At 73.3% G+C, this 25,149-nt stretch carries 21 protein-coding genes; 14 read left to right on the top strand and 7 right to left on the bottom strand.

Translation table 11 applies throughout. From position 1 onward, the window contains the following. Window positions 1–130: 130 nt before the first annotated feature. The 3 genes from AB0G56_RS38705 to AB0G56_RS38695 all read right to left on the bottom strand — a co-directional run bounded on the left by AB0G56_RS38705 (window position 131) and on the right by AB0G56_RS38695 (window position 3,854). Window positions 131–2,260 carry an ATP-binding protein gene (locus AB0G56_RS38705; protein ID WP_360979919.1) on the bottom strand — a complete coding sequence of 710 codons (2,130 nt, stop codon included), beginning with the start codon at window positions 2,258–2,260 and terminating at the stop codon, window positions 131–133. Next, the gene (locus tag AB0G56_RS38700; RefSeq protein WP_360979916.1) at window positions 2,257–2,937 is read right to left on the bottom strand and encodes a DUF4255 domain-containing protein; all 681 of its coding nucleotides are present in this window, start codon (window positions 2,935–2,937) and stop codon (window positions 2,257–2,259) included. The genes AB0G56_RS38705 and AB0G56_RS38700 overlap by 4 nt, the downstream gene beginning before the upstream one ends. A 248-nt stretch (window positions 2,938–3,185) precedes the next feature. Then, complete coding sequence (locus tag AB0G56_RS38695; RefSeq protein WP_360979913.1) at window positions 3,186–3,854, bottom strand: response regulator transcription factor; 669 nt, start codon at window positions 3,852–3,854, stop codon at window positions 3,186–3,188. A 914-nt stretch (window positions 3,855–4,768) separates the two neighbouring features. Between AB0G56_RS38695 and AB0G56_RS38690 the strand changes: the two genes are divergently transcribed. The 4 genes from AB0G56_RS38690 (at window position 4,769) to AB0G56_RS38675 (ending at window position 9,782) form a co-directional block, all read left to right on the top strand. Further along, window positions 4,769–7,573 carry an AAA family ATPase gene (locus tag AB0G56_RS38690; protein WP_360979928.1) on the top strand — a complete coding sequence of 935 codons (2,805 nt, stop codon included), beginning with the start codon at window positions 4,769–4,771 and terminating at the stop codon, window positions 7,571–7,573. 208 nt (window positions 7,574–7,781) lie between these two features. Continuing rightward, window positions 7,782–8,312 (top strand): hypothetical protein, encoded by a 531-nt coding sequence (locus AB0G56_RS38685; protein ID WP_360979910.1) that lies wholly within the window; start codon window positions 7,782–7,784, stop codon window positions 8,310–8,312. A gap of 138 nt (window positions 8,313–8,450) precedes the next feature. After that, on the top strand, window positions 8,451–8,564 hold the full coding sequence (locus AB0G56_RS38680) for a tryptorubin family RiPP precursor (protein WP_360979907.1): 114 nt from the start codon (window positions 8,451–8,453) through the stop codon (window positions 8,562–8,564). 168 nt (window positions 8,565–8,732) lie between these two features. Next, on the top strand, window positions 8,733–9,782 hold the full coding sequence (locus AB0G56_RS38675) for a cytochrome P450 (protein ID WP_360979904.1): 1,050 nt from the start codon (window positions 8,733–8,735) through the stop codon (window positions 9,780–9,782). On the opposite strand, the gene AB0G56_RS38670 is transcribed toward AB0G56_RS38675, so the two are convergent. Together AB0G56_RS38670 and AB0G56_RS38665 are read right to left on the bottom strand one after the other, a co-directional pair. After that, window positions 9,769–10,479: a glycerophosphodiester phosphodiesterase gene (locus AB0G56_RS38670; RefSeq protein WP_360979901.1), complete on the bottom strand. Its 711-nt coding sequence runs from the start codon at window positions 10,477–10,479 to the stop codon at window positions 9,769–9,771. The genes AB0G56_RS38675 and AB0G56_RS38670 overlap by 14 nt on opposite strands. Window positions 10,480–10,521: 42 nt before the next feature. Next, window positions 10,522–11,571: an adenosine deaminase gene (locus AB0G56_RS38665; RefSeq protein ID WP_360979898.1), complete on the bottom strand. Its 1,050-nt coding sequence runs from the start codon at window positions 11,569–11,571 to the stop codon at window positions 10,522–10,524. Between the two features lie 200 nt (window positions 11,572–11,771). On the opposite strand from AB0G56_RS38665, the gene AB0G56_RS38660 reads away from it, so the two are divergent. After that, a complete protein-coding gene (locus tag AB0G56_RS38660; RefSeq protein WP_360979895.1) occupies window positions 11,772–12,500 on the top strand; it encodes a DUF4190 domain-containing protein in 729 nt (242 codons plus the stop codon). Window positions 12,501–12,686: 186 nt separating this feature from the next. Beyond that, window positions 12,687–13,166, top strand: a complete 480-nt coding sequence (locus AB0G56_RS38655; RefSeq protein WP_360979892.1) for a DUF4190 domain-containing protein — start codon at window positions 12,687–12,689, stop codon at window positions 13,164–13,166. Window positions 13,167–13,403: 237 nt separating this feature from the next. Here the strand turns inward: AB0G56_RS38655 and AB0G56_RS38650 are convergent, their stop codons facing one another. Further along, entirely contained in the window at window positions 13,404–13,979 is a 576-nt protein-coding gene (locus AB0G56_RS38650; protein WP_360979889.1) for an NADAR family protein, read from the bottom strand. 207 nt (window positions 13,980–14,186) lie between these two features. Between AB0G56_RS38650 and AB0G56_RS38645 the strand changes: the two genes are divergently transcribed. The 8 genes from AB0G56_RS38645 (at window position 14,187) to AB0G56_RS38610 (ending at window position 24,165) form a co-directional block, all read left to right on the top strand. Then, window positions 14,187–15,722, top strand: coding sequence for a gamma-aminobutyraldehyde dehydrogenase (locus AB0G56_RS38645; RefSeq protein WP_360979886.1), 1,536 nt, complete (start codon window positions 14,187–14,189; stop codon window positions 15,720–15,722). A gap of 51 nt (window positions 15,723–15,773) precedes the next feature. After that, window positions 15,774–17,021, top strand: coding sequence for a spermidine/putrescine ABC transporter substrate-binding protein (locus AB0G56_RS38640; RefSeq protein ID WP_360979883.1), 1,248 nt, complete (start codon window positions 15,774–15,776; stop codon window positions 17,019–17,021). Window positions 17,022–17,026: 5 nt separating this feature from the next. Then, window positions 17,027–18,211, top strand: coding sequence for an ABC transporter ATP-binding protein (locus tag AB0G56_RS38635; RefSeq protein ID WP_360979880.1), 1,185 nt, complete (start codon window positions 17,027–17,029; stop codon window positions 18,209–18,211). Then, window positions 18,211–19,140, top strand: coding sequence for an ABC transporter permease (locus tag AB0G56_RS38630; protein WP_360979877.1), 930 nt, complete (start codon window positions 18,211–18,213; stop codon window positions 19,138–19,140). The genes AB0G56_RS38635 and AB0G56_RS38630 overlap by 1 nt, the downstream gene beginning before the upstream one ends. Then, complete coding sequence (locus tag AB0G56_RS38625) at window positions 19,141–19,941, top strand: ABC transporter permease (RefSeq protein ID WP_360979874.1); 801 nt, start codon at window positions 19,141–19,143, stop codon at window positions 19,939–19,941. Window positions 19,942–19,988: 47 nt separating this feature from the next. Further along, window positions 19,989–21,407 (top strand): FAD-dependent oxidoreductase, encoded by a 1,419-nt coding sequence (locus AB0G56_RS38620; RefSeq protein ID WP_360979871.1) that lies wholly within the window; start codon window positions 19,989–19,991, stop codon window positions 21,405–21,407. A gap of 157 nt (window positions 21,408–21,564) precedes the next feature. After that, complete coding sequence (locus AB0G56_RS38615) at window positions 21,565–22,026, top strand: hypothetical protein (protein WP_360979868.1); 462 nt, start codon at window positions 21,565–21,567, stop codon at window positions 22,024–22,026. 303 nt (window positions 22,027–22,329) lie between these two features. Continuing rightward, window positions 22,330–24,165 (top strand): glycoside hydrolase family 18 protein, encoded by a 1,836-nt coding sequence (locus tag AB0G56_RS38610; protein WP_360979865.1) that lies wholly within the window; start codon window positions 22,330–22,332, stop codon window positions 24,163–24,165. On the opposite strand, the gene AB0G56_RS38605 is transcribed toward AB0G56_RS38610, so the two are convergent. Continuing rightward, entirely contained in the window at window positions 24,104–24,688 is a 585-nt protein-coding gene (locus tag AB0G56_RS38605) for a phosphatase PAP2 family protein (RefSeq protein WP_360979925.1), read from the bottom strand. The genes AB0G56_RS38610 and AB0G56_RS38605 overlap by 62 nt on opposite strands. Between the last annotated feature and the right edge of the window lie 461 nt (window positions 24,689–25,149).

The raw sequence follows: 25,149 nt of genomic DNA, 5'->3' as shown, positions 1-25,149 counted from the left end.
ACCCCCCCTATTGCACAACCCCCCCCCACTTCTCCGCCGGGCGTGACCCCCCCCGCCGGCTGTCGGGGGGGGGGGGGGGGGCCCCCCGGGGCCCCCCCCACCCCACCCCTTCTCGCTGCTTCCCCGGCGTCTACCAGGAGCCCTCGTCCGGCAGCAGCCGGCCCGCCTTGCGGTACTCACGGCGGGCGCCCTCCAGCACGTCGGCCGAGGTGACCAGCCCGTCGCGGCCGGCGGCGAGGTAGGCGGCGGTCACCACGGCGCTGCGGATCGAGCCGCCCGCCAGCTCGAAACCGGCGACGACCGCGTCGAGTTCGACGCCCTCGGCACAGGGCACGTGGGACAGGCTGTGCCGCCACAGGGCCAGGCGCTGCCGGGCGTCGGGGAACGGGAAGTCGACGACCAGGTCCAGGCGCCGGGTGAACGCCTCGTCGATGTTGGCGCGCAGGTTCGTGGTGAGCAGGGCGATGCCGTCGAAGGACTCGAGGCGCTGGAGCAGGTAGGCGCTCTCCATGTTGGCGTACCGGTCGTGCGAGTCCTTCACCGCGGACCGCTTGCCGAACACGGCGTCGGCCTCGTCGAAGAGGAGCACCGCGTCGGTGCGGTCGGCCTCGGCGAAGATGCGCTCCAGGTTCTTCTCCGTCTCGCCGACGTACTTGTCGACGATGGAGGACAGCTGGACGACGTACAGGTCCAGGCCGAGTTCGGCGGCGACGACCTCCGCGCTCAGCGTCTTGCCGGTGCCGGACTCGCCCGCGAACAGCCCGAGGACGCCCCGGCCCCGGCCGCCGCCCGCGCTCAGCCGCCACTCGCCGAGGACCCGGTCGCGGTGGCGGGCCCGCAGGGCCAGCTCGTGCAGCTGGGCCAGGGGCCCTTCGGGCAGGACCAGGTCGCTCCAGTCGACGGCGGGCCGGATGCGGCGCGCGTGCTGCTCCAGCCCCGACGCGGACTGCCGGCGCGCGGCGACGCGCAGATGGGCCGGGGCCATCGGGACGCCGTCGAAGGCGGCGAGGGCGCGGGCGGCGCGGGCGGCGCGCGCGATCCGGTCGTCGGCCAGATGGTACGGCGCCACGGTGGCGGCCAGGTCGAAGCCGGGCTCCTCGCCGAGCGCGGCCGACCAGGCGCGCAGCGCCCCGGCACGGCGCGGGGGCACCTCCAGGACGAGCGGGTCGCCCGCGTCGTCGTCGCACCAGAGCGGGTCGTAGGGCCGGGAGCCGGCGATCAGTACGGGTACGTCGGTGGCGGCGGCCAGCTCGCGCACGATCCGGGCCGGTTGCTCCGGCAGGGCCGAGACCACGACCACCCGTCCGCTCAGCCGCGCCTCGCGCAGCAGGCCGGGCACGTGGTCCTCGGGCCCCGTGAAGTGCAGGGCGGCCAGGCCGGCCGTGCGCAGCGCGGCGGCGGCACAGGTGAGCGCGTCGCCCTCGCGGCCCTCGCGGAGGTAGGCGGTGGGCGGCGGCGCGGCGGTGAGCCGGGCGGCCAGGCGCCGGGCGAGGACGGTGAACTCCTCGTCCCCGCCGTCGTCCGCGGCGCCGTCGGTGCCGACGGTGTCGTCCGGCCACGGCGGGTCGGGCAGCGAGCGCAGGTGCCCGGCGAGGTCGGGGTCGTGGGTGTCGTCACCGAGGAGATGGGCCACCAGCCGGTCCGGCACGCGCAACGAGCGGCTGAGGAAGGGGCGTTCCGGCTCCTCCACGACGAGCAGCCCGAGCGCGGTCAGCGGTGCGGTGGGGTGCAGCCGGGCCCGCGCGGGCGCCGAGTGGGCGGGGACGCCGCACAGGTCGAGGGCGAGGGCGACGGTGGCCCGCCGGCGGCTGACGTCGTCGTTCAGGTAGCCGTAGAGCGGTTCGAAGGAGCGGTCCAGGTCGGGCGCGAGGGCGACCAGGAGGAGGGCGGTGTCCAGGTCGCCCAGTCCGAACCGCGCGGCCAGCCCGGCCAGCCGGTCACCGGCAGGGCCGGTGGCGCCGGTAGAGCCGGTGGCGGCGGTAGAGCCGAGGGCGGCGGTGGCGGCGGCACCGGCCGGGTCGTCGGACACCGCGTCGGGCTCGGACGCCGGGTCGGGTTCGGACTCCGCCACGCGCAGCAGGTGCCGTACGGCGTCCTCGGACAGGTACAGGCCGCGCAGCGGGTCGGCGGCCGTGGGGTCGTCGGCGGAACGCCTGCCGACCAGCAGCGCGACCCGGTCGCGCAGCACGGCGAGGCGGTCGAGGAGCGCGTCGGCGGGCGCCGGCACCGGCTGCGCGGGTGCCTGTTGCGAGACGGTCATGTCGCCCTTCCCGGACCGCGGCGGCGCCGGGCCGCCTCGCGTGCGGCGCGGATCGCGGCGACCTGCCGCGGCCGATGCGCGCGTTCCTCCGTCCCGGCCCCGCCGTCCAGGGTGCGTACGCGGACGGCGGCACCCTCGGTGACGGGCGGTCCGGCGTCGTACTCGGGGTAGGCGGGGAACGGTGCGGTGACGACGACGTCCAGGGACGGCTTGAGTTCACCGCCGAGCGCGGACCAGATCTCGGCCAGCGAACGGGACTCCGTCTGGATGCCGGCCACCGACACGGGCACGCTCAGACCCAGCGCGCCGAGCGCGGCGGGGAGTTCACCGGGCGCGATCACCTCGCGCGGGATCAGCGTGGCCAGGACCGCGGACAGCAGGCGGTGTTCGTCCTGCGGCTGCTTGGTCCAGGCGGTCACCAGGTACGAGAGCCGGAACCAGCGCGGCGGCTGGCGCCGTTTGACGACCACGTCCCGCTCGTCGGTCACGGGGATGTGACCGCGCTGGCGGCGGTTGACGTCCTCCCGGATGTCGTACAGGTAGGCGTTGATCGTGGGCGCGTTGCGCCGGGCGGCCCAGTCGCGGGTGGGCGCGTCGAGGACCACCTCGATCCCGGATCCCGTCAGGGCGCCGCCGCCCAGCAGGGTCTTGAGGACCTCGTCCACTTCGTGGATCACCGTCGTGCTCCCGCCCTGCCGTGCTCTGTTCCGCGTTCCGTGGCCCGCGTCCCGTGGTCCGCGTTCTGGCCCCGTGTGACTGTGGCCCGTGCCTGGGCCCGTGCTCGTGTGTTCGCCCCGGCGCCCGGGGCCGGCCGCCACGCGGTGTCCGATCATGCCCCGGCGCCTGCCCCCGCGCGCAGGAGCGGCGGGGACAGGGGCCAGGCAGACACCGCTGCCCCGGGGGGCGGCCTCGAGTGCCCGTTCGGTCAGATGTAGCCTTCCCGGAGGGCATGGGCGACGGCATGCGCGCGGTTGCGAAGGTGCAACCGGGTGGTCAGCCCGTGGATGACGTTCTTGACGGTCCGTTCGGAGTAGGACAACTTGCCGGCGATCTCCCCGGTGTCGAACCCCTCGGCGACCAGCCGCAGCACGTCGACCTCGCGCGGCGTCAGCCCGGAGCCGGGCGCACCGGCCCGGCCGGCGGCGTTGCGGTGCAGGGTGCCCACCTGGTCGATGAGGCGTCCGAGCAGGTCGGCGGGCAGGTCGCCGTCGCCGCGCGCCGCGGCGAGCACGGCCTGCACCAGACGGTGCGCGCCGGCCTCGTGGCGCCACACGATGGCGCCCACGCCGCACTCGATCACGTCGAGCAGTTCGGCCTCGCGCAGGGAGCTGACGACGACCACGGCCCGCGCGCCCTCGCTGCGCACGACCCGGCGCAGCCGGGTCAGCGCGGCCTCGTCGAGCGTGTCGTCCACGAGCAGCGCCACGGTGCCGGGGCCCGAACCGGTCTCTTCCCGCAACTCGACCTCGGGGAACCGGCGCAGCTGGCTCAGCACCCCTTCACGCAGGATCGGATCCGTGGCGTGCACCACGACCGGTATGCGGTCGGCGGAACCGGCGGTGCCGGGGTGCGTGGTCCGCGATGAGCTGAGCAACGGTTTCCCCTATGTCCACGTGCCCGTCACCTCTGTGGGGGCGGTGACTGGCGTGTGCTCACCACACTCCTGTGGTGGCGGGGGTCCGCACAATCGTGGAGCACCACGAGCCGCACCACGAGAACAGGCGTACGTACACCACGACGGTGACCGCCCGGGCGGTTCCCTCTGCCCGGCCGTCGGGTGCAGTGGGACTTGTCACGTCACCGGCGGCCGGTGGGGGACGTCCTGGTGTGCGGAGGGCGTCACGTCCGAGCAAGGAGGCAGGGATGGCAGCGTTGCCGGGACCGCGTCGGGAACACCCGTGCGAGCAGTTGCGCACGCGTCCGTTCGACCACCCGACCGACCACGGGACTGACCACATGCCCGAACGGCCCTCCGTCCGGCTGCCCGACCATGCGCCGGCGCGGCCCTTCGAGCACCCTGCGGCCCGGCCTTCCGGGCCCTCGTCCGACGGGTCTTCCGGGTCCTCCTCCGACTGGTTTCCCGGGCCCTCGTCCGAGTGGTCCTCGGGTCCCTCGTCCGACCGGTCCTCGGGTCCCTCGTCCGCGACGCTGCCCGGCCGCCCCTGGGAGCACCCGCAGGCCCGGCTGTCCGGCCACCCCACCGAGCGAATCTCTGACCGGCCTTCCGACCGGCCTTCCGACCGGCCCGGCGAGCGACCCTACGACCGGCCGGCCGAGCAACGGCACGCCCGGCTGCCCGAACAACGGGGTCACCAGCCGCATGCCACGGCGCCCGACCTACGGGACCATCAGCCGCATGCCACGGCGCCCGACCTACGGGACCATCAGCCGCATGCCACGGTGCCCGAACACCGGGACCACCAGCCGCACCCCGTGCCGCCCGAAGAACGTGCCCACCAGCCGCACCCCACGCCGTCCGAGCGACCGGACGACCACCGGTGGCGCGACCTGCCGCCCGAACACCGGGAGGCAGCGGCGCTGCTGGCGGCCAAGGCCGAGCGCGCCCGGGCGGGGTCCGGCGGCCTCGTCCTGCTGCGCGGGGCCACCGGCACCGGACGGACCACGGTCCTGGAGGCCGCTGCCCGGTCCGCCGCCGGGCACGGCATGCGCGTGCTGCGCGCCCGCTGCGCCCCCACCGACGCCGGTCTGCCGTACGCCACCGCGCTCCAACTCCTGGGCGCCGTACCGGGGTTCGAACAGCACGGCCGACCGGACGCGTCCGGCGGCCCAGACGGCCCCGGCGACGAGCGCGGCCGGGCAGAACTGCTGTGGCGCGCCCTGAGCGCGTACGCCGCCCAATCGCCGCTGCTGGTGGCCGTGGACGACGTCCACCTCGCCGACGGGCCCTCCCACCGCTGGCTCGTGGAGACCGCCCGGCACCTGGACCGCTTAGCGCTACCCGTCCTGCTGGTGGTCACCGAACGCAGCCAGTACGACGTCGACCAGCCCCGCCCGGGCTTCACCCACACCCTCTCGCCCGCCCTGGTGCGCACCCACACCCTCGCCCCGCTCACCCCGGGCGCGGCGGCCGCCCTGGTGTACGCCCGGTTCCCGGCCGCGCCCGCCGCCTGGGTCGAGGACTGCGTACGGGCCGGGGCGGGCAGCCCGCTGCTGCTGCGCGCCCTTCTCGACGACCTCGGCGGCCCGGCCCGGCACCCCGCCGTGCCCGAGACGTCGGCGGCGCTGTACCCCGGCGCCTACCCCGCCGCCGTGTCGTGGTGGCTGGACAGCGCCGGAGACGGCACCGCCGAGGTGGCGCGGGCCCTGGCCGTCCTCGACGACGGCCCGGACCGCCGGAACACCCCGCCCGGCGACCGGCGGCCGTCGGGGGCCGGCGCGCGGGCCGCCGAGGAGTCGGTGGCGCTGCTCGCCGACCTCGCGGGCGCCGACCCGGCCCGCGTGACGGGCTGGCTCACCGCCATGACCGGGCTCGGCCTGCTGCGCACCCCGCCCGGCGGCCGGCCCCGCTACGCCCACCCCCTGCTGCGGGACGCGGTGCTCACCGGCGTACCCGAGGCCCGGCGGCGCGCGGCGCACCAGGCCGTCGCCGAGGCGATGCTGCACCACGGCGCGCCCACCGAGACAGTGGCCGGGCAGCTGCTCCGGTCCGGACCGGTCGGCGCCCTCTGGGCGGTGGGCGTGCTCCAGGACGCCGCCTCCCTCGCCCTGGGCGAGGGGCGTGCCACCGACGCCATGGCCTTCCTGCGGCGGGCCCTGGACGAGCCGCTGCCCGAACCGCGCCGGCAGCGGCTGCTGACCGAGCTGGGCTCCCTGGAGTGCGCCGGGGACGAGTCGGCCTCCGGGATCCCCCGGCTCAACGAGGCGCTGCGGCTGCCCGGCGCCCCGCAGGACCGGGCCCGCGCCGCCGTCGCCCTGGGCACCGCGCTCGCCGGCCGCGGCCGGCCGCGCGCCGCCGTGGAGGTGCTGTGCGCGGCGGTGGCCCAACTCGCCGACCGGCCCGACCTGGTGGCCACCTTGCACAGTGCCTCCGCGCTGCTGGCCGACCGGGACCAGACGGTCCGTGGCGAGGTGTACCGGGTGCTGCGCGAGAGCGCCGGCCAGTCGCCCGACCCGGTCGGCGCGGCGGCCCGGATGCTGCTCGTGCGGTACGCGGCCACCGCGGGGCTCACCTCGGCCGAGGACGCCATGCGGCAGGTGCGCGAGCTGCTCGCCGAGCCCGCGCACCCGCTGACCGAGCCGTTCCTGCTGGGCACGGCCGCCGCGGTCGCCCAGTGGGCCGACGAACTCGACGAGGCGGACCGGCTGGTGGACCGCGGGCTGTCCGGTCATCGGCCCGGCCTGCTGCACCCGATGCACGAGGCGCTGCTCAACACCCGGGCCGACATCGCGGCGGCGCGCGGCACCTACGGACGGCTCCCGGCCGAGCCGCCCGCCGTCCACGTCACCGGGCCCGGCAACGTGCACGCCCACACCCTGCTCGCCCTCGTCGAGCAGGACCGTACGGCCGAGGCGCGGAGCCTCGCGGACGGCTTCGACCTGCGCAGCGTGCCCGACTCCTGGGAGCTGAACCGGTTCCTGTACGCCCGCGGCGTGCAGCGCGCCGCCGCCGGGGACCCGGCCGGGGCGCTGCACGACTTCCTGGAGTGCGGACGGCGCCAGTCGGCCCGCGAGGTGGTCAGCCCCGTCGTCACCCCCTGGCGCTCGGCCGCCGCCGAGTGCCGGCTGGCGCTGGGCAGCCCCCTGGACGCCCTCGAACTGGCCGAGGAGGAGCTGCGGCTGGCCCGCGTGTGGGGCACTCCCCGCACGGTCGGCCGGGCGCTCAGGGTGCTGGGCGAGGCCACCGGCGGGCGCCGTGGCCTGCGGCTGGCCGAGGACGCCGTACGGCTGCTGCGGCAGGCCCCGGCCGGTGCGGGGCCTGAACTGGTGGCCGCCCTGCTGGCCCAGGGCCGGCAGCTGACCGCGGCGGGGGAGCGCGTCCGGGCCCGCGCCTGCCTGCGGGAGGCGGCCGAACGCGCCGAACGCCTGGGCGCGCCGCGGCTGCGGACGCTCGCCGAGCAGGCCCTGCGCGCGGGCGGCGCCCGCCGTCCCGCGATCGTCCGCAGCGGTTCAGGCTCGCTCACCGGCAGCGAGCGCCGCATCGCCCGGCTGGCGGCCGACGGCCGCACGAACACCGAGATAGCGGATCTGCTCCACCTGGCCCGGCGCACCGTGGAGACCCATCTGACGAGCACCTACAAGAAGTTGGGCATCCGGCGGCGCGGCGAGCTGAGCAAGGCCCTGGCCGGGGAATGACCTGCCCCGGCCGGCCCGGGCCGGTCCCGGGCCGATCCCGGGCGGTCGGCGAGCCGGTGGGCCCCGTTGTCACCTTCCGGCTGTCAGGAGCTGACCAACAGCCCCTCCCCAGCGCCGCCCTGACCCGGAAGAGGGCCCCGCGGCCGGTGGAGGGAGGACTCGCCGACCCAAGTTTTGAACACGTTCAACACCGGCGTACGCTCCTGCCATGAGCGACAGAGCCGCCCTCCTGAAGGGCATCCGCGTCCGGCTGGTCGTGTTCGTCGTCTGCCTCGCGCTCAGCGGGGCCACCGCCTTCCCGCTCGTCCACGAACTGCACTGGGCCGAAAGCGCGTTGCGCGCCCTGTCGGTGCCCGAGCACCTGCCCGCCCTCATGGGCTGGACCGAGCGGGTGCGGCGCGGGCTCGACACCGCCGACGCCGACTATCCGTTCCTGCTGTACGGCACGGACTGGCTGGCCTTCGCCCACCTGGTCATCGCGGTGGCCTTCTACGGCCCCTACCGGGACCCGGTCCGCAACATCTGGGTCGTGGAGTTCGGGATGATCGCGTGCGTGGGCATCGTGCCCCTCGCCCTCGTCTGCGGACCGCTGCGCGGGATCCCGTTCTGGTGGACGCTGATCGACATGTCCTTCGGGGTGTTCGGCGTCATTCCGCTGTACGGCGTACGCAGGCGCATCAAGCGGCTGGAGGCGCTCCCGGTCAACACCGCCCGTACCGGCGGACAGTGCACTGTGTAGCCGTACCGACCGCCCGTTGAACACGTTGAACAGCGTAGTGATTATCCGGTTGTCATCCTGGGCAGTGCTCTCCGAGCCACCGCACGCGATCTTCAACAGCCCCCGGGTCCTCCCGGAACACCGGCCACGCAGGGTCGTGTGCCTCAGCCCCACCAGAGAGGAAACGCACTCATGAAGCTTCTCTTCGCCGTCCGCAACAAGGTCTCGGCCCGCAAGAGCCTGAAGGCCAGCGCCTGGTACATCTGGTACTGATCCGGCGCGCGGCGCCCCCGCCGTACGGCCGCGGACATCGTTGTCCACCGCGTGACCCGTGCACTCGCACCACGTGCGCACCCGCACTCGTCCACGCATCCGGACCACGGTGCCCGGCCGTCCGGCGGGGGCACCGCACCGGCTCCCACCGCCCCTTCCGGAGAACCCATGCCCCTGTCATCCGTGCCGCGCACCCGCACCACCGTGTTCGCCCCCCGGCTGGCCGCCCTCCTGCACGACCACCTCGGCCAGGACCTCTTCCGGCTCGAACCCGACACCATCGGCGTCGCCGGACCCCGGATCGCGGACCGGATCCTCGCCGCCCGGCGCGCCACGGAGACCGAACGGCCCACCTTCAAGCCCCTGCAGGGCCGCTCGATCTCGCGTACCGAGGCCTCCTCGGTCACCCGGACCGTCGGCAACGACGTCCGCGAGGCGCTGAAGCGGCCGCTGCCCGAGCACGTCGACCTTTCGGGTTCCTGGCCCCTGACCGGGCACCTGTTCCTGCGCGACCTGATCCTCGGTCAGGACCCGCCCAGGCTGCGCATGCTGATGAGCCGCAACCTCGAACTGACCACGAAACTCACCTGGTCCGTGATCGCTGTCGGCGCGGCACTGCCCGGCTGGCCCCGCCCCGGCGGCGGACGCCTCACCGGACTGGGGGAGCGGGCGGCGAACGCCACCGGCTACCAGGAACGCCGGTACGCGATGGGCATGTACCGCAGGGCCGCCGCCCCGGTGTGCTTCACCGTCTCCACGCTGGTGGCCAACGCGCTCTGGCTCGGCTCGCCGTTCGACGAGGGAATGTCCAACCGCAACATCATCCACGAGTCGCTGCGTCTGCTGCCGCCCTCCTGGAACATCCTGCGCAACGCCTCCCCGGAGTACCCCGCCCTCGACGACAGGATCGGCGCGGACGACGACGTGCTGCTGCTGCCGCTGCTCTCCCACCGCGACCCGGCGCTGTGGGAGGACCCCGAGGCCTTCCGCCCGGAACGCTGGGACACGCTCGACCCCGACAACACCCCGGGCTACCTGCCCTTCGGGCACTCCTCCGAACGCTGCTGGGGCCGGCACATGGTCATGCCGCTCGCCGAACTCCTCCTGGACCTCGTGCGGGACGCCGGCCTGGTGGTCGACCCCGGACAGCACACCGGGAACGTGCCGCTGCTCGGGCTGCTGGGCGTGGACGACGTACGCCTCGTCAGACCGGCCTGACCCCGCCCGCACCTCCCCGGCCGCGCAGCGCGCACAGCACGTCGACGCGGTTCGTCGTGACGGAGTCCACGCCCAGGGCGAGGAGGCGGCGCAGCGAGCGGCGGGTGTCCGGGGTCCAGACCGACAGCAGGTGGCCGCCGTGGTGGACCCGGGCCGCGAGGTCCCGGTCCACCAGACCGAAGCGGTAGTTGAGCCACTTGGGCCGCACCGCGTCCAGCAGCCCGGGGCGCGGCGGCGCGAGCGAGGTCCACGTCAGGGCGATCTCCGCGGACGGCTGCGCGGCCCGCACCGCGAGCATCGCCTCGGGGCCCGCGCAGTAGTAGACGCGGTCCTGCGCCCCGCACTCCCGGACCACCCCGGCGACGCGCCCCACCGCCCGCGCTCCCGGCGCCCCCGGCAGGTCGATCATCACGCGGTGGCCCTCCGTGGCGGCGAGCGCCTGCGCGAGCGTGGGCACCCCGCCGTCCGTGAGCCCCTGCACCTCCTCGGCCGAGAGCGACCGCAGCGGCCGGTCGTGCGCCCACAGCCGCTTCAGCGAGTCGTCGTGCAGCAGCACGGGAAGGCCGTCCCGGGTCAGCCGTACGTCGATCTCGACCGCGTCCGCGCCCCGGTCGAGCGCGGAGCGGAGCGATTCGATCGTGTTCTCACGGAAGCGGTAGGGGTCGCCGCGGTGCGCCACGGCCGTCACGGTCTGCATGGGCCCATTGTGTCCCCGGCCGCCGGCCGCCCTCCGATGCGGTCAGGGAGCGAGCCACCGCGCGGTGTACGCGTCGATCTCGTCGGCGATCCGCGCCTTGCCCGCCTCGTCCAGGAAGGAGGCGTGCACCGCGTTCTTGGCCAGCTCGGCGATGCCCCGCTCGTCCAGGCCGAGGAGCCGCGCGGCGACGGCGTACTCGCTGTCGAGGTCCGTGCCGAACATCGGCGGGTCGTCGGAGTTGACCGTGACGAGCACCCCGGCGCGTACGAACTCCCGGATCGGGTGCTCGTCCAGGGTGCGCACGGCCCGCGTGGCGATGTTGGAGGTCGGGCACACCTCCAGCGCGATCCGGTGCTCGGCGAGATGCGCGAGCAGCTTCGGGTCCTGCGCCGAGCTGGTGCCGTGGCCGATCCGCTCGGCGCGCAGCTCGGTCAGCGCGTCCCACACCGTCTCGGGGCCGGTGGTCTCCCCGGCGTGCGGGACGGAGTGCAGCCCGGCGGCGATCGCACGGTCGAAGTACGGCTTGAACTGGGGCCGCGGCACGCCTATCTCGGGGCCGCCGAGCCCGAACGACACCAGCCCCTCGGGACGCAGCCGGTCGTCGGTGGCGAGCCGCACGGTCTCCTCGGCCGACAGCAGCCCGGCCTCGCCGGGGATGTCGAAGCACCAGCGCAGTACGGTCCCGAAGTCCGCCTCGGCAGCCTTGCGGGCGTCCTCGATGGCGTCCATGAACGCGCGCTCGTCGATACCGCGCCGGGTGGACGAGAACGGCGTGATGGTCAGCTCCGCGTAGCGCACCTGCTGGCGGGCCATGTCCCGGGCCACCTCGTACGTGAGCAGGCGCACGTCCTCGGGGGTGCGGATCAGGTCCACGACCGACAGGTACACCTGGATGAAGTGCGCGAAGTCCGTGAACGTGAAGTAGTCGGTCAGCGCCTCGGGGTCGGTGGGCACCTTGGAGTCGGGGTGGCGGGCGGCCAGTTCGGAGACGATCCGCGGGGAGGCGGAGCCGACGTGGTGCACATGGAGTTCGGCCTTGGGCAGTCCGGCGATGAAGGCGTGCGGATCGCGGGGTGCGTGCTGGTCGGTCAAGGTGTCCCTCCCCGGGAACGGCGCCGCGGGCCCCTGGGGCACGCGGCGCGGGTGATCGGCTGATCGATGAGCACGGCCATCGTAGGCGCAGGCCCGGCCGCCGTGCCGTGGGGTCGCGGAGCATGATCCGCCCGGCGGGCAACGGCCGTGAGCCCAGGCCTTAGCATGTCCTGACGATCGACCGAGGGGGACCGGAGAACATGACGGACGGAACACGGGCGGGCGAAGACGCCGGGTCCGGCGACAACCCGTGGGCCCCGCCGGAGAGCGGCTCCTCGCTGGAGAAGCGCCCGCCCGCGCCCGAGCAGCCGCCCGCGGCCCCGCCCTCCGTGCACGACCAGGCCACCATGGCCGCGATGCCGGCCACCCCGCCCCCCGGTTTCCCGCCGCCGGGACACGGCACCCCCGCGGACGTCCCGCCCGGCGCTCCCGCGGACGCCGTTCCCGGCGCTGCGGCCGGTGACTTCGCCGTGCCGCCGCCGCCCGTCGCGCCCACCGGTCCGGCCCCCTCCGCGGGTCCCGGCGGCTACGGCTATCCCGGCGCGCCCGGCTACCCCGGCTACCCGGCCTACGGCTGGCCCGGCATGGCGCCGGCCCCGCGCAACGGCATGGGCATCGCGGCCATGGTGCTCGGCATCCTGGCCTGCTGCCTGTTCTGCCTGTACGGCGTGGTCTCGGTGGTGCTCGGCATCCTCGCCGTGGTCTTCGGCGTCAAGGGCCGTCGCAGGGCGGAGCGGGGCGAGGCCGACAACCGAGGCCAGGCCCAGGCCGGCTTCGTCACCGGCATCATCGGGATCGTCCTGGGCATCGCGATGATCGTCGTTTACGTCGTCCTGATCGCGACCGCCGTCCACGAGTCCCGCACCTCGGACCCGTACTCCTACGACGGCGCCGCGCGCCCGTCCGCGACGGTCCTCGCCGACCGCTGAGACCGGGGCCCGGATCCGGCCGTCCGTCGGCCGTCCGTCGGCCGTCCACCGACCGGAGACGCGACCGGAGCCGGGACCGGCCCGCGCGTGCGGGCGTCCGCGCGGGACGGTGCCGTCCGCGCCCATCCACCGCGCGGAACAGGGGCATTACGATGCCCTGACTGTCAACGGAGGGGAAACCACACCATGTCCAACACCCAGCCCGCACCGGACGGATTCGGACCGCCGTCCCAGCCGCCGCAGCAGCCCGCGCCGGGCTACGGCCAGCCCGCGCCCGGCTACGGCTACCCGCAGGCCGGCCCCGGCTACGGCTACCCGCAGTCCGGCCCCGCCTATCCGGCCGCGCCGCCCGTGGGCTACCCGCAGGCCCCCGGCTACGGCATGCCGATGCAGCCGAGCAACGGCATGGGCACCACGGGACTGGTGCTGGGCATCATCGGCGTCGTCTGCAGCCTGACCTTCTTCCTGTGGTTCTTCGGGATCATCCTCGGCATCCTCGGGATCATCTTCGGCGCCATCGGGCGGGGCAAGGCCAACCGCGGGGAGGCCACCAACAAGGGCGCCGCGACGGGCGGTCTGGTCTGCGGCATCATCGCCACGGTGGTCCTGCCGCTACTGGGCATCCTGGTCTTCGCGAGCATCATGGGCAGCGCCGGCACGTTCTGACCGTCCCCGCCACATCGCAGCACCGCCGCCCCGCACCACCGACACACCGCAGGGGCCGGCCGCCCACCGGGACCGGCCGCCCCTGCCGGCCACCGGCACCGGCCCCTGCGGGGCTGCCCGCCGGGACCGGCCCCTGCCGGGCTGCCCGCCGGGACCGGCCCCTGCCGGGCTGCCCGCCGGCACCGGCCCCTGCCGGGCTGCCCGCCGGCACCGGCCCCGGCCCGGCCGCGCGCCGCCTCAGACGGCCACCCCCTCCTGTCCCGTGCGCAACCGCTCCCGCGCCTCCATCAGGGCGAAGCCCAGCAGGTTGGGGCCCCGCCAGCGGTTCGGGTCCGCCGCCGCCTCGTCGTCCGCGGTCAGGCCTATGCCCCACACCCGGTCCAGCGGCGACGCCTCCACCAGAAGCCGCTCGCCCGTCCCCAGCAGGAACGCGCGCAGCCCGGCATGGGCGGCGAACTTGTGGACGCTGCCCTCCACCACGATCCGGAAGCGCTCGCGCGCCCAGAGCGCGTCGTCGAAGCCGCGCACCAGCCGCCCGGCCTTCTTCGCCTGTGCCGGATGCCCCGCGGCCAGCGCCCGCCGCTCCGCCTCCGCGTCGCCGAACAGCCGCGCCTTGCCCGCCATCATCCAGTGCTCGGCGGTCGCGTACGTCACCCCGTCCACCGTGAACGGCGACGGCCACCACTGGCTCAGGCAGCTCGCGCCCACCTGTCCGTCCGGCCGCGGCCGGTGCCCCCAGAAGTACAGGTACCTGGTCCTCGCCCCCGCGCGAACCTCTCTGATCAGGGCTTCCTGTGAGTCGATCTTCCCCATGCACGCGAGTGTGGCACGCACCACTGACACTCCGTCCTGCCTTTTCCGTGCCGACTCGACACCTGGTCGACAGATTCCGTCGCGTAACCAAAAGGCAACAACGGAATCACTTGTTGGCTCCCGGGTGCTCTGTCAGGATCGGCACTCAAATCGAGCTGAAGCTACGCCACCCGCCCCTGAACAGCGGCGACGGCGGAGGAGAGCGACATGCACAGACCGGGCACCGCCACCCCGGAACGATTCCCCGCACAGGAGCGTTTCGCCGAGGGCGCGCAGTTCGTCGCCGGACGCCTGACGAAGGGCACGTCCGGCCGTACCCACGCCGTGATCGACCCGGCCACCGGCGAGGAGGTCCTCACCTACGAACTGGCCGGCCGCGAGGACGTCGACGCCGCGGTCGCCGCCGCGCGCGCCGCGTTCCCCGGCTGGGCGGGCGCGACGCCCGGTGAGAGGTCGGACGCGCTGCACCGCTTCGCCGCCGTGCTCGCCGAGCGCGCCGAGGACTTCGCCCGCGCCGAGTCGCTCCAGTGCGGCAAGCCGCTCAAGCTGACCCGTGAGTTCGACGTGCCGGGCACCATCGACAACACGGCGTTCTTCGCCGGTGCCGCCCGGCACCTCCAGGGCCAGGCCGCCGCCGAGTACTCCGGCGACCACACCTCGTACGTGCGCCGCGAGCCCATCGGTGTCATCGGCTCCATCGCGCCCTGGAACTACCCGCTCCAGATGGCCGCCTGGAAGATCCTCCCGGCGATCGCGGCGGGCAACACCATCGTCCTGAAGCCCGCCGAGCCGACCCCGCTCACCTCGCTGATGTTCGCCCGGGCGGCCACCGATGCGGGCCTCCCGGACGGCGTGATCAACGTCGTCACCGGCACCGGCAAGGAGGCGGGGGAGCACCTGGTGGGCCACCCCGACGTGGCCATGACCTCCTTCACCGGCTCCACGGGCGTCGGCAGGCGGGTCGCGGAGATCGCCACCGCCACCGTCAAGCGCCTCCACCTGGAACTGGGCGGCAAGGCGCCCTTCGTCGTCTTCGACGACGCCGACCTGGACGCAGCGGTCAACGGCGCTGTCGCGGGCGCGCTGATCAACACCGGCCAGGACTGCACGGCCGCCACGCGCGCGTACGTGCAGCGCCCCCTCTACGAGGAGTTCGTGGCGCGCACCGCCGCCCTCATGGAGACCGTCCGGCTCGGCGACCCGTTCGCCGCCGGCACCGACCTCGGCCCGCTGATCTCGCACGTCCAGCGGGACCGCGTCGCCGGCTTCGTCGACCGGGCGCGCGCCTACGCGCGCGTGGTCACCGGTGGCGAGGCACCGCAGGGCGACCTGAAGCGCGGCGCCTACTACCGGCCCACCCTGGTCGCGGACGCCCCGCAGGACAGCGAGATCGTCCAGGCGGAGATCTTCGGGCCGGTGCTGGTCGTGCTGCCCTTCGACAGCGACGACGAGGGGATCGCGCTGGCCAACGACACCCCGTACGGCCTGGCCGCCTCCGCCTGGAGCCGGGACGTCTACCGCACGGGCCGCGCCACCCGGGAGATCAAGGCGGGCTGCGTGTGGGTGAACGACCACATCCCGATCATCAGCGAGATGCCGCACGGCGGGTACAAGTCCTCCGGCTTCGGCAAGGACATGTCCGCGTACTCGTTCGAGGAGTACACGCAGGTCAAGCATGTCATGTTCGACAACACCGCGGTGGTCCGCAAGGACTGGCACCGCACGATCTTCGGAGACCGATAGCCGAACTCCGGCCCGCGTCGGGCCGAATCCTCCCGAAAGGGCACCACGCGCATGGAGCAGTACGAGCCCGACCGCCCGCCACCGGCCCGACCGGACGCCGCGGGGCGGGGTCTGCCGGGCGGCAGGCCCGCCCCCACCCGCCGATCGCTGCTGCGCGCCGGCGCGGGCGGCGCGCTCACGGCGGGCGCACTCGGGGCGCTGAGCGCCTGCGGCATCCCGGCGGCCGGCCGGACGCAGGGCGGCACCGCCACCGAGGACCGCTCGGCCGAGGAGAAGACCGTGAACTTCTCCAACTGGCCCGAGTACATCGACGTCGACGACAGCGGCAAGCACCACCCGACGCTGGAGACGTTCACCCGGCGCACCGGCATCCGGGTCCAGTACAGCGAGGACATCAACGACAACAACGAGTTCTTCGGCAAGATCAAGCCGCAGCTCGCCGCCGGCCAGGACACCGGCCGTGACGTCATCGTCCTCACCGACTGGCTGGCCGCGCGGGTGATCCGGCTCGGCTGGGTGCAGAAACTGGACCCGGCCAACCTGCCGCACGCCTTCGCGAACCTCGCCGAGCAGTTCCGCAGCCCCGAGTGGGACCCCGGGCACGCCTACTCCTACCCCTGGCAGGGCGTCTCCACGGTCATCGCCTACAACAAGAAGGCGCTGGACGGCATCCAGGTCGGATCGGTCTCGGACCTGCTCGACAACCCCAGGCTCAAGGGACGGGTCGGTTTCCTGTCCGAGATGCGCGACAGCATGGGCATGACCCTGCTCGACATGGGCAAGGACCCGGCGAAGGTCACCGGCGACGACTACGACGCGGCGATCGCCCGCGTCCAGAAGGCCGTGGACAAGGGCCAGATACGCCGCTTCACCGGCAACGACTACACCTCCGACCTCAGCAAGGGCGACCTGGCCGCCTGCCTCGCCTGGGGCGGTGACGTCGTCCAGCTCAAGGCGGACAACCCCGACGTCGGCTACCTCATCCCCGACGCCGGCTACATGACCGCCACCGACTGCATGCTGATCCCCAACAAGGCCCGCCACAAGGCCAACGCCGAGCGCCTGATCGACTTCTTCTACGAGCCCGAGCAGGGCGCCGCGCTCGCCGCCTACATCAACTACGTCTCTCCGGTCGACGGCGTGAAGCCCTACCTTGCGAAGATCGACAAGTCGGCGGCGGACAACCCGCTGATCATTCCCGACAAGGCCACGGCGGCCAGGTCCCACGCCTTCCGCGCGCTCGGCGAGAAGGAAGAGGCGGCCTACGAAGAGAAGTTCGCGAAGCTCACAGGGGCGTGACGACCATGAAGACGACAACTGACGCGACGGACACCAGCGGTGACGTCCGCCTGACCGGGATCGGCAAGCGCTACGGCGCCTTCACCGCCGTGCACCCGCTCGACCTGACCGTGCCGCAGGGCTCCTTCTTCGCCCTGCTCGGCGCGTCCGGCTGCGGCAAGACCACCACCCTGCGGATGATCGCCGGCCTGGAGGAGCCCACCCAGGGCACCGTCCACCTCGGCGACCAGGACGTGACCCACCTGCCGCCCTACAAACGCCCGGTGAACACGGTCTTCCAGTCCTACGCCCTCTTCCCGCACCTGGACATCTTCGAGAACGTGGCCTTCGGCCTGCGCCGGCGCGGCATCAAGAGCGTGAAGAAGCAGGTCGAGGAGATGCTGGACCTCGTCCAGCTCGGCGAGCAGGCCCGCAAGAAGCCGCACCAGCTCTCCGGCGGCCAGCAGCAGCGCGTCGCCGTGGCCCGCGCCCTGATCAACCACCCCAAGGTGCTGCTGCTCGACGAGCCGCTGGGCGCCCTGGACCTCAAGCTGCGCCGCCAGATGCAGCTGGAGCTCAAGCGCATCCAGACCGAGGTGGGCATCACCTTCGTGCACGTCACCCACGACCAGGAGGAGGCCATGACCATGGCCGACACGGTCGCCGTGATGAACGCCGGACGCGTCGAACAACTCGGCTCGCCCAACGACCTCTACGAGAACCCGCGCACCACGTTCGTCGCCAACTTCCTCGGCACCTCCAACTTCATCGAGGCCGAGGTCGACACGGCGAGCGGCGACGAGGTCGTGCTGAGGGCCGGCGGCGGCAAGCTCTGTCTGCCCAAGGCGCGCTGTCCGGCTCCGGCCGGCCCCGGCGGGAAGGTGCTGGCCGGGGTGCGCCCGGAGAAGATCTCCCTCACCCACGCCGACGACGCGGGCGACATCCCCGAGGGGCGCAACCGCATCACCGGCAAGATCGCCGACTCCAGCTTCATCGGCGTCTCCACGCAGTACGTGATCGACAGCCCGCTCTGCGCCGACTTCGAGGTCTACGCCCAGAACATCGACCGCGACCCGCGCCTGGTGCCCGGCGCCGAGGTGGTCCTGCACTGGAACCCGGCCCACACCTTCGGCCTGGACGCCGCCCAGTCCCTGCTTGCCGGGACGACGGGCTCCGCCGGTGCCGGGCCGGCCGAGGAGGACGCCGCCTGATGTCCGCCGTCACCGAGGCGCCGCCCCCGCTCGCGCCCACCGCCCCCCGGGCGAAGCCGCCGCGCAGGCGGGGCCGCCTCACCCCGTACTGGCTGCTGCTGCCCGGCATCCTGTGGCTGGTCGTCTTCTTCGCCCTGCCGATGATCTACCAGGCCTCCACGTCGGTGCAGACCGGCTCCCTGGAACAGGGCTACAAGGTCACCTGGCACTTCGTGACCTACTGGGACGCCCTGTCCGAGTACTGGCCGCAGTTCCTGCGCTCGGTGCTGTACGCGGCCTCCGCGACGATCCTGTGCCTGCTGCTCGGCTACCCGCTGGCGTACCTGATCGCCTTCCGCGCCGGCCGCTGGCGCAACCTGATCATGATCCTCGTGATCGCGCCGTTCTTCACCAGCTTCCTGATCCGCACCCTGGCCTGGAAGACGATCCTCGCCGACGGCGGCCCGGTCGTCGGAGCCCTCGGCGCGCTGCACGTCCTCGACGTCACCAACTGGCTCGGCTGGACCTCCGGCGACCGCGTGCTGGCGACGCCGCTCGCGGTGGTGTGCGGACTGACGTACAACTTCCTGCCCTTCATGATCCTTCCGCTGTACACCTCGCTGGAGCGGATCGACGGGCGGCTGCACGAGGCGGCGGGCGACCTGTACGCCCGGCCCGTCACCACCTTCCGCAAGGTCACCTTCCCGCTCTCCATGCCGGGCGTGGTCTCCGGCACCCTGCTGACCTTCATCCCGGCCGCCGGCGACTACGTCAACGCCGACCTGCTCGGCTCGACCGACACCCGCATGGTCGGCAACGTCATCCAGTCGCAGTTCCTGCGGATCCTGGACTATCCGACGGCCGCCGCCCTCTCCTTCATCCTCATGGCCGCGATCCTCGTCATGGTCACCGTCTACATCCGCCGGTCCGGGACGGAGGATCTCGTCTAAATGCCCTTCGTCACCTGGCTCAAGCGCCGTCTCGTCGTCATCGCGGGACTCCTGACCCTCGGATACCTCCTCCTGCCGAACGTCATCGTCACGGTCTTCTCCTTCAACAAACCCAAGGGCCGTTTCAACTACGAATGGCAGCGGTTCTCCACCGACGCGTGGAAGGACCCGTGCGGCGTCGCCGGAATGTGCGGATCGCTCTCCCTGAGCCTCCAGATCGCCGTCTGGGCCACTCTGGGCGCCACGATCCTCGGCACGATGATCGCCTTCGCGCTGGTCCGCTACCGCTTCCGCGCCCGCGGGGCCGTCAACTCGCTGATCTTCCTGCCGATGGCGATGCCCGAGGTCGTCATGGCCGCCTCGCTGCTAACCCTCTTCCTCAACATGGGTGCCCAGCTGGGCTTCTGGACCATCCTGATCGCCCACATCATGTTCTGCCTCAGCTTCGTCGTCACCGCGGTCAAGGCCCGCGTGATGTCGATGGACCCGAGACTGGAACAGGCCGCGCAGGATCTCTACGCCGGCCCGTTCCAGACGTTCGTCCGGGTCACCCTGCCGATCGCGGCTCCCGGAATCGCCGCGGGCGCGCTGCTCGCCTTCGCGCTCTCCTTCGACGATTTCATCATCACCAATTTCAACGCGGGATCCACCGTCACCTTCCCCATGTTCGTCTGGGGTTCGGCACAGCGCGGCACACCCGTTCAGATCAATGTCATCGGTACGGCCATGTTCGTCATCGCCGTACTGTTCGTGCTCGTCTCCATGGTCATCGGCAATCGCCGTACCAGGCAGAAAGCATGACGGCTCCGGAATACCCCTGAAACACGACCCTGTGGGGAGTTGAAATCATGGCCCCGAGCGCCATGACCCGTTGGACCGGTTCACTGTCCGAGGCACAGCCCGCCCCCTACTGGCTGGACGACCCCGGCCGCCCCCGCCCCGAGCCGGCCCTGACCGGCGCGGAGACCTGCGACCTGCTCGTCGTCGGCGGCGGCTACAGCGGACTGTGGACCGCGCTGATCGCCAAGGAGCGCGACCCCCGGGCGGACGTGGTGCTCGTGGAGGGCCGCGAGGTGGGCTGGGCCGCCTCCGGGCGCAACGGCGGCTTCTGCGCCGCCTCCCTCACCCACGGCCTGTCCAACGGCCTCACCCGCTGGCCGGACGAGATCCACAAGCTGGAGGAGCTGGGCGCCCGCAACCTCGACGCCATCGAGGAGGCGGTCGCCCGTCACGGCATCGGCTGCGAGTTCGAGCGCACCGGCGAGATCGACGTGGCCACCGAGCCGTACCAGGCCCGCGAACTGCGGGAATGGCACGCCGAGCTGGAGCAGAAGGGCCTCGCCGAGGGCCTCGAACTGCTCGACCGGGACGCTGTGCGCGAGCAGGTCGCCTCACCCACCTTCGAGGCCGGGCTGTGGGACCGCCGAGGCGTCGCCATGCTCCACCCCGCCAAGCTGGCCTGGGGCCTGAAGGACGCCTGCCTGCGGCTCGGTGTCCGCGTCCACGAGCACACCCCCGCGCTCACCCTCAGGCCGTACGGCGCCGGGATGAGCGTGGGCACCCCCTACGGTGCCATCCGCGCCCGCCAGGTCGCGCTGGGCACCAACGTCTTCCCGAACCTGGTCAAGCGCGTCCGGTCGTACACCGTCCCGGTCTACGACTACGCCCTGATGACCGAGCCGCTGACCGACGCCCAGCGCGAGTCCATCGGCTGGAAGAACCGCCAGGGGCTCGGCGACTCCGCCAACCAGTTCCACTACTTCCGGCTCTCCGCCGACAACCGGATCCTGTGGGGCGGCTACGACGCCGTCTACCCCTACGGCGGCCGGGTGCGCGCCGAGTACGACGACCGCCCGGAGACGTACGCCAAGCTCGCGGGCCACTTCTTCACCTGCTTCCCGCAGCTCGAAGGGGTCCGCTTCACCCATGCCTGGGGCGGCGCGATCGACACCTGCTCGCGCTTCTCGGCGTTCTTCGGCACCGCCCACCAGGGCAAGGTGGCGTACGCGGCCGGGTACACGGGCCTGGGCGTCGGCGCCACCCGCTTCGGCGCCGAGGTGATGCTCGACCTGCTCTCGGGCGAGCGCACCGAGCGCACCGAACTGGAGATGGTCCGCAGGAAGCCGCTGCCCTTCCCGCCCGAGCCGCTGGCCTGGACCGGCATCGCGCTCACCAAGTGGTCGCTGGCCCGGGCGGACGCCCACGACGGCCGGCGCAACCTGTGGCTGCGCACGATGGACCGCCTGGGCCTGGGCTTCGACAGCTGAGGGCCGGCGGGCCGCCGGCGGACCCACCGGTGTGATCGGCAATGTGGCCTGCATCACTCCGACTCGGTTCCCGAACCCGCGTAATGCCGTGACGGAGGCCTCCCTCTCCCTCGTGGGCGCGACACCGCGCGTCCACGACGAAGAGGGAGGTCTCTCCATGACCGGGACGAAGACGGCGGTCGAGTGGCTGGCATCCGTCGCACCGGACCCCCGGGCCTGCCGCAGGGAGTGGGAGCGCAACCCGCGTGGTGTCGCGCTGCTGCCCGCGGGCAAGGCCTGGGACGTCCTGATCCTGCCGGGCGACCTCGGCTACCCCACGCTCGACGTGCTGAGCCGGGTGCTCGACCGACTCGGCCCGGTCCTCGCCGACTTCGGCGACGGCCGCCTGGGCTTCCTCGTCCCGCCGGGCACGGCGGCACGCTGGCTCGGCACCGGCATCCGCAGCGCCGGCCCCGGCACCTGGATCGTCGTCCCGTACCCCGGCAGGACCGCCGGCACCCTGCGCTGGCTGGTCCCGCCCGACGGCTCGGGCAGCCTCACCGACCCGGTCCTGCTGGAACTCGCGATGCACGAGGCGGCGGCGTCCCTGGCGACGGAGCCGCCGGGGGACGACACATGACGACGAATGACGGGGGGCCGGGGCGCGGGCGACCAGCTGCCCCGCTGCCCCGCTGCCCCGCTGCCTGGGGGCTGGGGTCCGGGAGCCGGGGGCGGGGGGTGCGGCATGGGTCGGGCCCGCCGCAGGGGTGTCCGGGGCGGGGGAGGGCTCCGGGATGCCGTAGGGCTCCGGGGGACGGCGTAAGGCGTCAGGGGCGGCGTAAGGCGTGGCGTCAGAGGTGGCGTCAGAGGTCTTGACAACCTCATTGGTCTGGACCAAATTGGGCGCGCTCCACCCTCCCCACTCCCCTGACCGGAGGCACTTGTGGAACGCGACAGACGACACCGGCCGGCCGCGCGCCGGCTGCTCGCCGGGCTCACCGCCACGCTCCTGGCCGTGCCCGGCGTCACCGCGCTCGCGTCGGCGGCCCGCGCGGCCGACGCCGATCTCGCGCGCAACGGCGGTTTCGAGTCCGGCCTGGACGGCTGGACCTGCACGGCCACCGGCAAGACCGTGACCAGCCCCGTCCACGCGGGCACGGCGGCGCTCCAGGCGACCCCGGCCGGCAGCGACAACGCGCAGTGCGCCCAGACGGTGTCCGTCCAGCCGAACTCCCAGTACACGCTGTCCGGTTACGTCCGCGGCTCCTACGTCTACGTCGGCGCGAGCGGCACCGGCACCACCGACACCTCCGCCTGGACCCAGTCCGCCGCCGACTGGCAGCAGCTCACCACGACCTTCCGCACCGGCGCCGCCACCACCAAGGTCACCATCTACACCCACGGCTGGTACGGCACCGGCGCCTACTACGCCGACGACATCTCGCTCACGGGCCCCGGCGGCGCCCCCGGCCAGCAGCCGCCCGCCACCCCCACCGGCCTGAAGACCGGCACCGTCACCGCCACCAGCGTCGCCCTGTCCTGGTCACCCGTGACGGGCGCGACGGGCTACGCCCTCTACCGCGACGGCACGAAGGTCCAGTCGGCCACCGGCACGACGGCGACCGTCACCGGCCTGACCCCCTCCACCGCGTACTCCTTCCAGGTCGCGGCCGTGAACGACGCCGGCGAGTCCGCGAAGTCGGCGGCGGTGACCGCGACGACGGCGGCGGACCCGGGCGGACCGGGCGGCGGCGGGAACCCGGGCCTGCCCACCCACGCCCTCGTCGGCTATCTGCACGCCAGTTTCGCCAACGGCTCCGGCTACACCCGCATGGCCGACGTCCCCGACAGCTGGGACGTCATCGACCTGGCCTTCGGCGAACCCACCTCGGTCACCTCCGGCGACATCCGGTTCAACCGCTGCCCCGTCACCGAGTGCCCCGGCGTCGAGAGCGACGCCGACTTCAAGGCCGCCATCAAGGCCAAGCAGGCCGCGGGCAAGAAGGTCCTCATCTCCATCGGCGGCCAGAACGGCCAGGTCCAGCTGACCACCACGGCCGCGCGGGACACCTTCGTCTCGTCCGTCTCCAGGATCATCGACGAGTACGGCCTGGACGGCCTCGACATCGACTTCGAGGGCCACTCCCTCTCCCTGAACACCGACGACACCGACTTCAGGAACCCCACGACCCCGGTCATCGTCAACCTGATCTCGGCCTTGAAGACCCTGAAGGCCAGGTACGGCGACAAGTTCGTCCTGACGATGGCCCCGGAGACCTTCTTCGTCCAGATGGGCTACCAGTACTACGGCACGGGCAAGTGGGGCGGCCAGGACCCGCGCTGCGGCGCCTACCTCCCGGTCGTCTACGCCCTGCGCGACGCCCTGACCCTGCTCCACGTCCAGGACTACAACTCCGGCCCGATCATGGGCCTGGACAACCAGTACCACTCCATGGGCGGCGCCGACTTCCACATCGCGATGACCGACATGCTCCTGACCGGCTTCCCGGTGGCCGGGGACACCACCCGCATGTTCCCGCCGCTGCGCCCCGACCAGATCGGCATCGGCATGCCGGCCTCCACCCAGGCGGGCAACGGCTACGTCGCCCCCGCCGAGGTCACCAAGACCCTCGACTGCCTGACCCGGAAGACCGACTGCGGCTCGTACACCACCCACGGCACCTGGCCCGCGCTGCGCGGTCTCATGACCTGGTCGATCAACTGGGACCGCTTCGGCGGCTGGCAGTTCCAGAAGAACTTCGACGCGTACTTCGGCTGAGCACCGCCGACAGCACCGCCAGCAGCACCGCCCCCAGGCACCAACTGGCCACCACGTCCAGCGGCCAGTGGTAGCCGCGCCGCACCAGCCCGTACGACACCCCGAGCACCGGCACCGCGCCCCCGGCGACCGCCACTCGCCGGGCGAGCGAAGTACCCAGCCACGGCCACAGCACGACCACCGCACCTCCGTAGGCGACGACCGCCGTCGCCGTGTGCCCCGAGGGGAAGTACCCGGTCCCCGGCGGCACGGCGGGGGTGCCCGGCCGCGCGATCCACTCCTTCAGCGGCACGAGCAGCAGGGGCAGTACCGCCGTCACCGCCGACGCGGCGAGCGGCGGCCCCCACCACCGCCCCACCCCGGAACCTCGCCCCCGCCACGCCACGTACGCCAGCATCACCAGCAGCACGGGCACGGCGACCTGCACGTTCCCGAGGTCCGACAGCACCTCGGAGAAACGGTCCGGGCGCAGCAGGGCACGGCTGACCCGCCGGTCGGCACCGAGCAGCGGCCCCTGGACCATGACCTGCCAGGTGATCAGCGCGAAGGCCGCGACCGTGACCGGAATCCCGATCAGCGCGGTCGTCCGGGTCGTCCGGGGCGCCAGGCTCGTTCGAGGGTTCGACACGGCACACAGCTTCGCAGAAGGGGCTCCCCGCGCCCGCGGGCCGGGTGCGCCGGGGGCCGGTCCCGGACATGCCGAAGGGCCGGCGCAAAGGGGGGGTTCTGCGTCGGCCCTTCGAAGGGCGGTCGTCCATGCGATTGCGACCGTCCTGACCGGAACGTCGCGCGCCCCGGGGGGTTTGGGGCGAGCGACCGTCCGATCGGTGAGGAGACCCGGAGCCCGGGGGCTCCGGTGGTGTGCGCGAGGCACGGACCAGGTCGAAGCTGGGGAGGCTACGGCCTGATGTCGCCCGCAGTCGCCTGCGGGCGGGGTGTATCTCTCATCTGGAAGAGAACCTACGGCAGGGCGGGGGCGCGGGA

This window comes from Streptomyces sp. NPDC021356, assembly GCF_040641015.1.
In the GTDB taxonomy this organism is placed as follows: Bacteria; Actinomycetota; Actinomycetes; order Streptomycetales; family Streptomycetaceae; genus Streptomyces.
Note: the sequence above shows the minus strand (reverse complement) of the source record. Positions and strands in the feature narration are given on the sequence as shown.

What these genes read in the sequence shown, in the direction of transcription:
- AB0G56_RS38605 (WP_360979925.1), bottom strand. Translation starts at nt 24,688, where the DNA reads ATGGTCCAGGGGCCGCTGCTCGGTGCCGACCGGCGGGTCAGCCGTGCC.
- AB0G56_RS38670 (WP_360979901.1), bottom strand. Translation starts at nt 10,479, where the DNA reads ATGCAGACCGTGACGGCCGTGGCGCACCGCGGCGACCCCTACCGCTTC.
- AB0G56_RS38655 (WP_360979892.1), top strand. Translation starts at nt 12,687, where the DNA reads ATGTCCAACACCCAGCCCGCACCGGACGGATTCGGACCGCCGTCCCAG.
- AB0G56_RS38620 (WP_360979871.1), top strand. Translation starts at nt 19,989, where the DNA reads ATGGCCCCGAGCGCCATGACCCGTTGGACCGGTTCACTGTCCGAGGCA.
- AB0G56_RS38645 (WP_360979886.1), top strand. Translation starts at nt 14,187, where the DNA reads ATGCACAGACCGGGCACCGCCACCCCGGAACGATTCCCCGCACAGGAG.
- AB0G56_RS38635 (WP_360979880.1), top strand. Translation starts at nt 17,027, where the DNA reads ATGAAGACGACAACTGACGCGACGGACACCAGCGGTGACGTCCGCCTG.
- AB0G56_RS38640 (WP_360979883.1), top strand. Translation starts at nt 15,774, where the DNA reads ATGGAGCAGTACGAGCCCGACCGCCCGCCACCGGCCCGACCGGACGCC.
- AB0G56_RS38705 (WP_360979919.1), bottom strand. Translation starts at nt 2,260, where the DNA reads ATGACCGTCTCGCAACAGGCACCCGCGCAGCCGGTGCCGGCGCCCGCC.
- AB0G56_RS38650 (WP_360979889.1), bottom strand. Translation starts at nt 13,979, where the DNA reads ATGGGGAAGATCGACTCACAGGAAGCCCTGATCAGAGAGGTTCGCGCG.
- AB0G56_RS38685 (WP_360979910.1), top strand. Translation starts at nt 7,782, where the DNA reads ATGAGCGACAGAGCCGCCCTCCTGAAGGGCATCCGCGTCCGGCTGGTC.
- AB0G56_RS38630 (WP_360979877.1), top strand. Translation starts at nt 18,211, where the DNA reads ATGTCCGCCGTCACCGAGGCGCCGCCCCCGCTCGCGCCCACCGCCCCC.
- AB0G56_RS38675 (WP_360979904.1), top strand. Translation starts at nt 8,733, where the DNA reads ATGCCCCTGTCATCCGTGCCGCGCACCCGCACCACCGTGTTCGCCCCC.
- AB0G56_RS38660 (WP_360979895.1), top strand. Translation starts at nt 11,772, where the DNA reads ATGACGGACGGAACACGGGCGGGCGAAGACGCCGGGTCCGGCGACAAC.
- AB0G56_RS38615 (WP_360979868.1), top strand. Translation starts at nt 21,565, where the DNA reads ATGACCGGGACGAAGACGGCGGTCGAGTGGCTGGCATCCGTCGCACCG.
- AB0G56_RS38625 (WP_360979874.1), top strand. Translation starts at nt 19,141, where the DNA reads ATGCCCTTCGTCACCTGGCTCAAGCGCCGTCTCGTCGTCATCGCGGGA.